The organism is Terriglobia bacterium (genome assembly GCA_036496425.1).
Classification (GTDB): Bacteria; Acidobacteriota; Terriglobia; order 20CM-2-55-15; family 20CM-2-55-15; genus 20CM-2-55-15.
Window position 1 is genome coordinate 1 of the sequence record DASXLG010000377.1, and the last position, 12336, is coordinate 12336.

The window sequence follows — 12336 nt, forward strand, 5'->3', positions numbered from 1 at the left end:
TCGCTCCTGCGTAAACGACAACGTCGTCTTCGATCGTGGGATGACGCTTTTTACCGCGGATCATCCGCCCTTCTTCGTCCTTGGCAAAGCTCAGCGCGCCCACAGTAACGCCCTGATATAGTTTGACGCGATTCCCGATGATTGTCGTCTCGCCGATAACCACGCCGGTTCCGTGGTCGATGAAGAATCCGGCTCCAATCGTTGCGCCCGGATGGAGATCGATGCCCGTGACGGAATGCGCGTGTTCCGTCATGATCCGGGGCAACAGAGGAATCTCCTGGAGATTCAATTCGTGCGCCAGCCGGTAAACGGTGATCGCGAAAATCGCGGGATAAGCGAATATAACTTCATCGATACTCTTCGCGGCCGGGTCACCGTCAAACGCAGCCTGCACATCTTCAGACAACCGGCTGCGCAGGTGCGGGAGAGCTCGCAGGAAAAGCAGCGACTGCTCTTCGGCAATCCCATGGCAATGGTCGCACGCGTCCGCTGCGCCCGCATTGCCGCATTCCGGCCGGATACTGCGGTAGATTTCCTGCGTTAACCTCGTATATATCGAATCGAGCAGATCGCCCACGTAATATTCGATATTCGAGCTCTCGACGTCCTTGCGCCCGAAGTATCCGGGATAAATCACTTCCATCAGGTCATCGAGGATCTTGATGACGGAAGCTTTGTCGGGCAGCGGAGTCGTCGCGAAGTGTTCAAGCTTGGGCTGCAGCGCGCCGAAGGTTTCCATCAAATCGCGTGTGATCTCGCGGACCTGTTCCCGTTTTTTGAGATGCTCGTGCATGTTGGTTAGTGAACGGGCCAGTTCTCCAGTTCCTTTTGAACATCGGCCATAAATTGATCTGCGGTTGCTCCGTCGATCACGCGATGGTCGAATGACAGCGACAGCATGATGATCGGCCGTATCGCGATGGCGTCGTCGATAACGACCGCGCGCTTCTTGATGCCGCCCATTCCCATGATTGCGACCTGCGGCTGGTTGATGATCGGTGTTCCGATCAACCCGCCGTACTGGCCAGGATTCGTGATCGTGAACGTTCCATCCTTCACGTCGTCCGGCGTGAGTTTTTTGTTCCGGGCGCGGCCGCCGATGTCATTGATGGCTTTCGCCAGGCCGAACAGATTTTTCTCGTCGGCGTTCTTGATAACCGGCACGATCAGTCCCCATTCCAGGTTGACGGCAATGCCGATGTTGATGGCGCGCTTGTAAACGATGGTGTCTCCGTCGAGCGAAGAATTCACGATCGGGAAGCGTTTCAACGCGGTCGCGGCAGCCTGGACGAAGAAAGGCGTGACGGTCAGCCGCACGCCGGATCGTTCGAACTCCGCCTGGTCCTTTTCCCTGGCTTTCAAGATGTGCGAGCAATCGACTTCGAAGAATGTCGTGACGTGAGCCGAAGTCTTCCGGCTGAGCACCATGTGTTCGGCGATCGATTTGCGCATGGCCGTCAGCGGCACTCGTTCGACTTCGCCCGAGAATTTCATCGCTGGCGGAGGACTGACCACCCCGACGCCGCTTCGCGGCGCCACCCCTCCTGTATCAGGAGGGGAGCTGCTGGTCGTCGGCTTTCCACCTTGTTCGATGTAGCTGAGAATGTCGCTCTTCGTGACTCGTCCGTTGATGCCGGTCCCTTTTCCCTCAAGCGAGGAAAGATCGACGTTGTTTTCCTTGGCAATGCGCCGGACCAATGGTGAAGATCGAATTCCTGAACTCCCCTCCTCAGCAGAGGAGGGGTGGCGCAAAGCGCCGGGGTGGTCAGGCTCGACCGATGTTTCTTCTTCTTCGTCCTGTTCGGTTTCCGGTGTCTGCCCTGCGACGGGCGCAGGACCTTTGACTTCTTTGGGCTCCTCTTTTTTCGGAGCCGGCTTTGACGCCTCCGCAGCGGCCGTCTTGCCGGAACCGTCGCCATCGCCGATCACCGCGACGACGGTGTTGATCTGCACGGTCTGACCTTCCTTCACCAGGATGTCCTGGAGGATTCCGGCAGCGGGCGCGGGAATTTCCGAATCGATCTTGTCGGTGGAGATCTCGAACAGCGACTCGTCGCGCTGGACGCGGTCGCCCTTTTTCTTGAGCCACTTGGTGATAGTGCCTTCGAAGATACTTTCGCCCATCTGGGGCATGATTACTTTAGTTTCGGCCATGGCCTTCCTGTGTCGTTCGTTTCGGGAACTTAGTAAGCGTACAGCTCGCGTGCGACGCGTATGACGTCGGAAACTTTCGGGAGGAAGAACTCCTCGAGCGGCGGGCTGTACGGAACGGGAGTATTGGGCGCTGTGATGCGTCGAATTGGACCATCGAGATATTCGAAAGCCTCTTCAGAAATGATAGCAGCCAACTCGCCCGCAAATCCTCCGATTTGCGTATCTTCGTGAAGAAGAATGACTTTGTTGGTCTTCCGGACGGAGTCCAGAACCGCTTCTTTGTCGAACGGCAGCAGCGAGCGAAGGTCGATGATTTCGAGGTCGATCCCTTCCTTCTCGAGTTCTTTTGCCGCATCGAGCGCTGTGTAGACCATGGCGCCATAGGTGACAATCGTGATGTCCGCCCCCTTCCTGCGGATTGCCGCCTTGCCGATCGGCACGACGAAATCATCCGTGGGCAGCTCTTCTTTCACGCGGCGGTAGAGAAATTTGTGCTCGAAATAAATGACCGGATCGGGATCGCGAATGGCGGCCTTGATCAGGCCTTTCGCATCGTAAGCCGTCGCGGGACAGACGACCTTGAGACCCGGCGTGTGAACAAAATACATTTCCGGATTCTGCGAGTGGAACGGACCGCCGTGGACGCCTCCGCCGCTCGGCCCGCGCACGACGATCGGAATGCCGGCGCCCCAGCGGTAACGGCATTTGGCGGCAAAGTTCGTGATCTGATCGAAGGCGCAGGAGATGAAATCCGCGAACTGCATCTCGGCTACGGGCCGCATTCCCATCAATGCGGCGCCGATTGCGGCGCCCACGATTCCGGATTCGGAAATCGGCGTGTCGATGATCCGCCATTCGCCGAACCGTTCGAGCATCCCGGCAGTGACCTTGAACGCGCCGCCGTAGATCCCAACGTCTTCGCCGATGACGAACACACGTTCGTCCTTCTCCATCTCTTCCCAGATGCCCTGGCGGATTGCCTCAACATATGTGGTTACGGCCATGGGTTTATTCTTCAGTGCCCTCGAAATACACGTCCCGCAGGCAATCTGCCGGTTCCGGCAACGGATCTTTTTCGGCGGCTTGAATCGCTTCGTCGATTTCGAAGTTGATGCGCTGCTGCAACTCCTCGATAGCGGTTGGCGTCGTCAGGCCGCGATCCGTCAGCAATTGTTCAAAACGATGAATGGGATCGCGTTCTTTCCAGAACTCGAACAGTTCATGGGGCACATAACCGGCGTCGTCATGGGCCGAGTGACCCGTCATCCGGAATGTCTTGCATTCGATAAGCGCCGGTCCGTGTCCGGAGCGTGCCCGTTCGATGGCTCTGCTTGCGGCATCCCAGACGGCGACGATGTCGTTGCCGTCGATGATTTCTCCGGGCATTCCGTAGGCTTCGGCGCGATCCGCAACGTTCTCAACCGCCATCTGCCGTTCGAGCGGCGTTGAATACGCGTACTGGTTGTTGTTGCAGATGAAGACGACCGGCACCTTGAAGACGGAAGCCATGTTGATGCCCTCGTGCCAGTCGCCGCGGCTGGTGGCGCCATCGCCGAAGAAGCAAAGAGCGACGCGATCCTGTCCCCGCATTTTGAAGGAAAGGCCGATTCCGGCCGCGACCGGAACGTTGTCTCCAAGCATGCTGACGAAGGCGACCAGGTTTTTCGAAAGATCACCCATGTGCATGTTGCTGTCTTTGCCCTTGGTGGCGCCCGTCTTCCGGCCCATGTATTGGGCAAGTATCGTGCGAAGGGTCATGCCGCGAATCAAAAACGCACCCATGTCGCGGTGGGAGGGGCAGACCGCATCATCCTGCCGGAGATCGATGCAGCTGCCGACGGCAATGGCTTCCTGGCCGCGGCCAACATAAACTCCGCCAACGATTTTCCCCTGCCGGTAGAGTTTGCGCTCGATCCGGAACTCCAGTTCCCGCGTCAGCTTCATGTAATAAAGCATGTCGAGCAGGGTCTTATCCGGTGGAAGCGTGATCGGGGGGACGGTGTCCCGCGCGAGAATGTTTGTTTTCATCTGGATCTAGAAGCCCAAAACCCGACGATACTCCAAAGGAGACCAGTTTTTCAAGGCTGGCCCAATAGGTTCAAGCACTTCCCCGGGGCGTCCGGCCCCCGTATTTTTCGAGCTTCTTCAGGTCGAACGGCTCGTGTTCGGGGTTTCTGGCAAACCCCCGGAAAATGGCGTGGCAGGCATAGCAGACGGTAACTTCGCCCACCAGGAAATAGGCCAGGAAATCGATAACCGCAGTGAGGCCGAGGGCTCCCATGGCAGTCAGAGGCTGCCCCTTGGCGAAGAAATAGATGCTGGCAGCGATTCCGGCGCCGACGATCACCATTCCGGCGGTCCGGTTAAAATCCTTTTGAAGGTATAAGTCTTCGTGGCCACAGGATGCACATGTGGTAACAATTCCACTGGTGAGAATGGAATCGTTCATAAACCATGGAATTTCTGAATTGCAGTGGGAACACCGAACACGCTCGGACGCCGACGGAGGCAGAGCCAAGTCCTGTTCGCAGCTTCGGCACTTGAAATGTATAATAGGGGTCATGAAGCCTTTATTGGTGATGCTGTTGCTGGCTACATCCATTCAGGCCCAGTCGTTGGCCGATGCCGCCCGGCAGGAACGGGAACGCCAGGCAAAACACAAGTCTACCGTCATTATTAGAGAAACGGGCGCCCCGCCTGCTGCGGCATCCCCCGCATCAGCTGACGGCAAGCCGAATGAACCTGACGCCAAGCCGGCAGAAGCCCGCAAGGCTGTCGTCCCTCCGGAGCCGGACGCTGCAGCACTGTGGAACGCCAAGGCGGATGAGCTTCGGAAGAAGATCGCCGACCTGCAGGATCAGGAAACGGCCCTCCAACTCCAGCAAGTCAATCAGCAGAATCAAATATACGCTCCCGTGGTGGATCCTGTGCTTAAGGATCAGGCTCAAGCCTCCCTCTCGCAGACCATCCAGCAGCTGGCGAAGACCCATGACGATCTTGACATGACCAGGAAAGAGCTCGACGCCATGCTGGCAGAGGGTCCGCCCAAGAAAGTCCAGGTCGAACCCACGCCGGCACAGCCGCGGCCCGAGGCGCAGCCCCAAGCAGCGCCACAGCCACAACCATAGGTGATGTGGGCGCAACTGAGTGAAGCGGACATTCCCCGCCTTTCCAAGGCGGGGAGCCCGAACAATCAAAAACGTTAGAACGCGAGGGCGGGGCGGTTATCCAGGAACCGCGCAGCGCACCTTATTTTGTTGGAATTTCCTAACCGCCCCGTCTGCGCCGAGGAACGGGCCAATTGGTTGATGGCGCAGCCACCCCGCCTTGGAAAGGCGGGGGAGTGTCCTTTGGAAATTCGAAATTGAAAATCAAATTTCCAATCTCGAATTTCCAATAGAACCAGAAAACCTACATCAGATCGGCCATGATTTCCCGCAGATCATTCTCGCTGGGCTGCGTTCTTTCCTGGGGCAGCGTTGCGAGCGGATCGTCGGTCATGTTCAGAAGGCTGAGGAAGTCCGGCTTCTGCTCATTGATATAAATGAGACCGGTCAGGAACTCATTCGACTCCTGGCACTGGCGCAACGTATTGAAGGCCTCGGCCTTGCTGGTCGGATCGTAGCCCTTGTCGGCCTTGCGGAGGCGAATGTGCGATCCGTCGTGGAGCTCAACGTCTTTGGTTTCGCCTTCGGCATAGTCCACGGTGATCTGCTCGAAGAAAGGCACGAATGAAATCTCGTGCAGCAGTTCCTCGTGATCCTTGGCGTATTTGTAGCTCTTGGTCGAACCGTCGTGATTGTTGAACGTGACGCACGGGCTGATGACGTCGAACATCGCGGTGCCGCGATGGCCGAGAGCCGCCTTCAGCAGTGAAACCATCTGCTTGGGATCGCCCGCGAACGAACGCGCGACGAAGTTGCAGCCCAGTTCAATGGCCATGGCGCAGACATCGATCGGCGGCAGGTCGTTGGCGACGCCGCTCTTGGCTTTCGAGCCGAGGTCGGCGGTTGCCGAGAACTGTCCTTTGGTCAGTCCGTAGACGCCGTTGTTTTCGATGATGTAGATCATCGGAACATTGCGGCGGAGCAGGTGGACGAACTGTCCCATGCCGATGGAAGCGGTATCGCCGTCACCGCTGACGCCGATCGAAACGAGCTGTTTGTTGGCGAGCAACACGCCTGTCGCCAGTGCCGGCATCCGGCCGTGGACTCCGTTGAATCCATGAGAGCGGCTGAGGAAGTATGCGGGCGTTTTGCTGGAACAGCCGATGCCGCTGAGTTTCGCGACATTGTAGGGTTCCACGCCGTATTCATAAAAGGCCTTGATGATCTGCGATGTGATTGCGTCGTGACCGCATCCCGCGCACAAAGTCGAGTCTGCGCCCTTGTAATCTGCCGTCACATATCCGAGCCGATTCGAGTGCTTGGGCGACGCGGCGGGCGGTTGCATGGTGGTGGACATTACTGTCGTTCTCCTTTCTCTGCGGCCACTAATTCGTCGGTCACGAAGCGGGCGTCGATCGGGATCCCGCTATAGTGACGGATACTCCGTATCTTACCAACGAGATTGGCCGGCAATTCCAGCTTCACCAGCATCTCCATCTGGCCATCCCTGTTCTGTTCGACGATGTACACACGATCGTGTTTCTCGAAGAATTCAATCAGATCGTTTGTGAACGGAACGGCGCGCAAGCGATAGTAGCTTACGGGCATGTTGTATTCGCGTTTCAGCTGATCGAGCGACTCGATGATCGCAAAATGTGTCGTTCCAAATGCGAGAAGACCGGCCGTCGCGCCCTTCGCATTGTCGATCTCAGGCTGAGGCACTTCCTGCCGCGCCGTGTCGTATTTCTTATTCAGCCGGTCCATGTTGTTCTTGTAGTCGTCCGGCCGCTCGCTGTAGACAGCCCTGTCGTTGTGGCCGCTGCCGCGAGTGAAGTACGAAGCGGCGGGATGGTTGGTGCCGGGAAGCGTGCGGTAGGGAATACCGTCGCCATCGACGTCGCCGTAGCGCTTGAAGCTGCCCAGTTTCTTGAGATCTTCAGCGGAGAGAACCTTGCCGCGATCGAATTTGATTTTCGGATATTCGAACGGATCGGACATCCAGTTGTTCATTCCAAGATCCAGATCGCTCATGACGAAGATCGGGGTCTGGAACCGTTCGGTCAGATCGAAGGCCTGATAAGCCATCGAGAAGCACTCGGAAACGCTGGCCGGCAACAGAACAATATGCTTGGTGTCGCCGTGAGAACAATAAACCAGCGAGAGGATATCCGACTGCTGTGTTCGCGTCGGCAAGCCCGTGCTCGGCCCGACGCGCGTGATGTCGAAAATGACCACCGGGATTTCGGCGTAATACGCGAGCCCGATGAATTCCTGCATCAGCGAGATTCCGGGGCCGGCCGTGGACGTCATCGAACGCGCGCCTGCCCAGCCCGCGCCGATGGCCATGCCGATGGCGGCCAGTTCGTCTTCAGCCTGAACGATCGCAAAGCTCGCCTTGCCGTCCTTTTCAATCCGGTAATCCTTCATGTAGTCGGCAAGGGATTCGCAAAGGCTGGATGATGGCGTAATCGGATACCAGGTTGCGACAGTCACGCCGCCGAACATGCAGCCGAGCGCAGCGGCGGAGTTGCCGTCGATGATGATCTTGTCTTTCGTGGCGTTCATCCGCTGCGTTTTGTATGGAACTGTTGTCTTATCGAAGTTTTCTTTGGCGTATTTGCGGCCGACTTCGAGCGCTGTTTTGTTCAATGCAACGGCTTTTGCCTTTCCCTTGAACTGCTTGGTCAGGGCAACTTCCATTTCAGCCGGATCGATCTCGAGCAGTTCGCCGACCACGCCTACGTAGATCATGTTGGCCAGGAGCTTGCGAAGTCTCGAATCCGAGATAATTTCCGTAGCGAGTTTTGCAAAAGGAACCGGGAAGAACGTGAGGTCTTTTCGATACTGATTCAGCTTGAGGGTTTCCTCGTAGACAACGACGCGGTTCGGATCCAGATTCATCACGTCTTCGCGTGCCGTCTCCGCATTCATCGCAATCAGGAAATCGATCTCTTTTCGCCGCGCGATCCAACCGTCTTTATTCGCGCGAATAGTGAACCACGTCGGCAGCCCGGCGATATTGGATGGGAACAGATTCTTCCCGCTGACGGGAATTCCCATCTGAAAAATAGAACGCATAAGGACTGTATTTGAAGATTGGCTGCCGGAACCGTTGACCGTGGCTACCTGGATGCTGAAATCATTTATGACAGGACCCCCGTTGCTTCGTTGGTCTTCCTCCGCAACTAATGTTTGGGGGGATTGATTTGACACTGACTACTTTCTCCTTTCATCAATTTAGGCTCATAAGTGTGCCTCATAGAGACGCGCCCAACCGCTAACTATAACAGAATTGACATCTCCTTTAGGCCGTCTTTTCTGTACTTTGCCGAAATTCCTCTGTTTTCAGAGACTTCTAATTTGAGCGTATCCGCGTATCTGCAGAATGCCGAACCCCCGTTAATTTTCCGAGGGCCGTTCGATGCTGTCGATGACGAGAACTTCGACCGGCCCCTTAGTGGATTCGAGTTTCAAGCCGAACTGCTCGACGGCCTCGAAAACGGTTGGAATCTGCAGCGCATTGACTCCCCCTTTGCCGTCGGCGCCGGGCGCGCCGCCACGAGCTTCAAGGGCAAGCCTGGCGCTCTCCGCGATCATTTGCGGCATACGGATATCAAAAAGTCCCTCGGCTCCGGTCTTGTCGATGACTTTCCGGCCGGCCCAGATCGCGAGCATCTCCGCAAAGTCGCTCATATCGACGCTGCGGCCGGTCAGCGCTCCCCCCTGCGGGACAAAGCCATGACACTGGCTGGACAGATCCGTCGCGCCCAGTTCGTAACGGTGATCGCTTCGGCGCTGTTCACCGCATTCCCGGTCGGCAGGCGCTTTCGGGAACTTCACGCCGTTTTTGCCGGCGACGAGGGCATACACCGGCATCTCCCGGTTTTCCCGGTGAAGCTTCAACTTGAACCGGTCGGTCAGCAACGCCTGGAGCATGAGCTTGAGTTGCGCTTCGGTCGTGGGGTCCTCCGCCTTCGCTTCGATGTCATACATGTCCTGATTGATCCAGTCGGGACCGATGACCACCTTGCCTTCATACGGGTACATCAGGGCAGGCGGGATATCGAAAGCAAGAGCGATGACCATGCGCAGCGGCTCAAACCTGGAAACGCAACGGCCCATCGGAAGCATAATGCCTGGACTGTGGCTGTCCGTCCCATGACAACCCAGCGTCTGTTCAATCGGCCCTTTGATGAGGCCGGGGCCCAGCTTGATCTGCTTGATGGATGCGACTTCGAATGACGGCTGCTGCGTTGCGGCGCTCTGGGATAGAACCGGGATCACGAAAACCGCAAAAACCACCGCTGCCAGGGAGATCATGAAAATAGTACGGAATCGCATTCGCCCTCCGAGATTCATAGACACATAGACCGGAAATTCAGTTCCAATTTAATCACGGGGGATATATGGGGGGGGTGCTAAGACAACCCGGATTATTTCGGATGCGCCCGGAACATCTCCTTCGATGCGATTTGTTCAGATGTTCACGAGCCGTTGGGCGACCGCAACATCGGAGGCTTGCGGAATCGAACCAGTAAAGAAGGCGGGAATCTGGAAGCTGGTTGATTTACTCAATACGTCCAGGGTCAACATCGCTACAGGTTGGCCAGCCGCCACGGGATTTAAGGCTCGAGAGGCCTCTGAGAATACCACCTGTCCAACGGCCCGGAAGGAAGCGATGTCTACGAAAACATTTTGTCCGAGCAGTTGGTTAAAGGTGGTCGTAATATCTGCGGCGAACTGCGCTAACCGGGTGACAGCCTGGGACGGTGATGTGCCGGCCAGCGCAAGAAATTTCTGGATGTCTTGCAGGGCATCCTGAGCTTTGTCCACGATCTCGGCCTCGAACGTAAGGAGACTCAGAAACAGGATGTCGCCGAATTGCGTAGTTGCCCCCTGGCAGATCGTTCCCGCCTGGTTATCAGCATAAAACTGTACGGAGCTGTGCAGCCCGGCTTCTTCGAGTCGTAATCGATATCCTGCGAGCTTTGCCGAGAGATTCGCGATCGTGTTGGGGTTCGCCGCTGCTGCTCGCCGCAACTGGATATCCTCCTGATCCCAATAGACGTCCTTCCCTGCTGCGTCACTGAAATTCGAACCGTCAAAGCTGACAGCGGGCGGTATGGAACTCCATGCCAGTAAGGGGGCGCTTGAGGCCAGGTTTGCCAGGTTTGAGATATCGCTGAGATAGAAAAACTCGACGTTCTTCTTCAATGATGTCTGGATTGCGATCGAAACGGCCTTCGCTGCGGCCAAAACATTCTTTACAGGCTGTACCCAGGAGGCCAAGGCGTCCCCGGGAATGGTCACCTCGAACGAAGCGCAAACATCACCGAAGGTCTCTGGTGGGTTCTGCAGAATTTGACTCACGGTATCCTCCAGCTGACTGTAGAAGCTGCTCAGGCTGGTTCCCTGTGAAAATTGAGCAGCCATATACTGGGTGAGAAACGGCCTCGTAATCGCTTCCAACTCTTCGCGTTTCATACCCGCTTTGGCATAGAGCAATTCATAGGACCAGCTTGCGCCGTCCGTGGAGTGGATGCGGAGGTCCGGGGAACCCGTTCCGGTGCGAGCGACCGCTGCTGCGATCGTCACCGCCAGGCTACTGTTGAACTTATTGGTGACGCTGACGGCGTTTGATCCCGTCGCATCATAGACCAGAAGGCGGCCTCCGTCATTCTCCGCGGTTACTTTTGCGAGCGATGTGGTCACGTTCTGTGTCTGGAAATTGAAGTGAGGAAGCGAAATATCCAGCGTGCTCTTGGTGGTCAACTCGTGTGACAGGACTCCAGCGTTCAGGTTGACTGAGGGGAGTGTTGTGGTCAGCAGCTGATCCAGCCCCGAATTGGACACGGTAACGACGTTCGCAAAAAGTTGTTTTGCGCTCGCATCGGACATATCAAAAACGGCGTCAATGACGGCCGTGCTCGTCGAGGTTCGCTGCCATGCCGCAGCCAAAGACAGGCCGTAGGTGGAATTCAACGCCTTCGTTGCAGCCGCGTAGATATCCTGGCGTTTGCTGATTACCAGATTGATCGCATTCTTGATGTCATTCAGGTCTGCGAATCCCAGCGTCCTGTCGAAGAAGGTAGACAATCGGCCCACAAGGAAAGAATCAAGACCGCTGAAATCATTCTGACTGACCGCAGCGAGCACCTTGTCGAGGCCGAGTTTGTCGTCGATGAAGCTTTCGAGTCTGGCGATCACGCCGCCGTTCAGAATCGATTGAATTGTGGCCGCCATGCCGCGAACTTCCGGCAACCGGTCCACGAGACTCAATAGACCGTTTTCAGCGAGCCCGGAGAGGAGTTTTCCGATTGGTGAACTGGTGATCCCCGACGCATTGAATAGGCTGAGCAGTGCCTGTTTCTGCGCGTTCGGGTCGGTTTGCGTCAGGGCTGTGAGTGCGTTTTGAAGGTCCGCGCTTGCGCTGGGCGTAAGATCGTTGATGAAGCCGAGTAGCTCGCTCGAAACCTTTCCTGGGAGGCTTTGATAGAGGTTAACGGCGTCGAGAAATTTAGATCGAGCGGTATCGAACGCCGTTTGAGGATCGATTCCTGTCGTGTCCTTGATGATCTGTAGAGCCTTGTCGTTCACCAGACCGGCGACGAGCTGCCCGACGCTTTTTGTGGGATCTGTCCATTTCTGAATCTGCTGCAAAGCCGTAACGATTTGTGCCCCGTGAACGCCGAACACTGCCTGGACAAAATCGTCGACCTGTCCGAGTGTGACGGTCTCGACGCCAGTCACCCCCAACTTAAGGTTCAGCCCGAACTGAAGTCCGTTGCTATCGAGCTTGAACAACCTTAATCGTAGATGCTGGTCAGCCACCAAGTCTGACTCACGACCGACGACGACAAGATAGCGGCCGCTGACATTAATCCCAAACGTGGCGGTCGCGGCGGCATCGATTTTCAGTCCGATGTCTCCAGAGAGTCCGAAGGCCTGTACGTCTTTCACAAAGTTGAAGTTGTATCCAAGGCTCGCCGCAAGGTTTACAGCTAAAGACCCGGAAGCCTCCGCGACGATCCACGTCCCGGGGGTGAGCTTGTTTGCTGCGGTTATGTGACGTGGA

The 12336-nt window shown here is 56.5% G+C and carries 10 protein-coding genes; 1 reads left to right on the plus strand and 9 read right to left on the minus strand.

Features of this window, described 5'->3' with window-relative positions; genetic code table 11:
• The 5 genes from VGK48_27775 to VGK48_27795 form a co-directional block, all read right to left on the minus strand.
• A partial coding sequence (locus VGK48_27775) for a serine acetyltransferase (GenBank protein ID HEY2384992.1) occupies window positions 1-793 on the minus strand: 793 nt, incomplete at its 3' end.
• A gap of 5 nt (window positions 794-798) precedes the next feature.
• Window positions 799-2154, minus strand: a complete 1356-nt coding sequence (locus VGK48_27780; protein ID HEY2384993.1) for a dihydrolipoamide acetyltransferase family protein — start codon at window positions 2152-2154, stop codon at window positions 799-801.
• Between the two features lie 29 nt (window positions 2155-2183).
• Window positions 2184-3158 (minus strand): alpha-ketoacid dehydrogenase subunit beta, encoded by a 975-nt coding sequence (locus VGK48_27785; GenBank protein HEY2384994.1) that lies wholly within the window; start codon window positions 3156-3158, stop codon window positions 2184-2186.
• Window positions 3159-3162: 4 nt separating this feature from the next.
• Window positions 3163-4182 carry a thiamine pyrophosphate-dependent dehydrogenase E1 component subunit alpha gene (locus VGK48_27790; GenBank protein HEY2384995.1) on the minus strand — a complete coding sequence of 340 codons (1020 nt, stop codon included), beginning with the start codon at window positions 4180-4182 and terminating at the stop codon, window positions 3163-3165.
• 70 nt (window positions 4183-4252) lie between these two features.
• The gene (locus tag VGK48_27795; GenBank protein ID HEY2384996.1) at window positions 4253-4603 is read right to left on the minus strand and encodes a hypothetical protein; all 351 of its coding nucleotides are present in this window, start codon (window positions 4601-4603) and stop codon (window positions 4253-4255) included.
• 112 nt (window positions 4604-4715) lie between these two features.
• Between VGK48_27795 and VGK48_27800 the strand changes: the two genes are divergently transcribed.
• Window positions 4716-5282: a hypothetical protein gene (locus VGK48_27800; GenBank protein ID HEY2384997.1), complete on the plus strand. Its 567-nt coding sequence runs from the start codon at window positions 4716-4718 to the stop codon at window positions 5280-5282.
• Window positions 5283-5565: 283 nt separating this feature from the next.
• Here the strand turns inward: VGK48_27800 and VGK48_27805 are convergent, their stop codons facing one another.
• The 4 genes from VGK48_27805 to VGK48_27820 all read right to left on the minus strand — a co-directional run.
• The gene (locus tag VGK48_27805; protein HEY2384998.1) at window positions 5566-6618 is read right to left on the minus strand and encodes a 2-oxoacid:ferredoxin oxidoreductase subunit beta; all 1053 of its coding nucleotides are present in this window, start codon (window positions 6616-6618) and stop codon (window positions 5566-5568) included.
• Window positions 6618-8408, minus strand: coding sequence for a 2-oxoacid:acceptor oxidoreductase subunit alpha (locus VGK48_27810; GenBank protein HEY2384999.1), 1791 nt, complete (start codon window positions 8406-8408; stop codon window positions 6618-6620). Before VGK48_27810 ends, VGK48_27805 begins: the two co-directional genes overlap by 1 nt.
• 252 nt (window positions 8409-8660) lie before the next feature.
• Window positions 8661-9602, minus strand: a complete 942-nt coding sequence (locus tag VGK48_27815; protein ID HEY2385000.1) for a TIGR03435 family protein — start codon at window positions 9600-9602, stop codon at window positions 8661-8663.
• Between the two features lie 135 nt (window positions 9603-9737).
• A partial coding sequence (locus VGK48_27820) for a hypothetical protein (GenBank protein ID HEY2385001.1) occupies window positions 9738-12336 on the minus strand: 2599 nt, incomplete at its 5' end.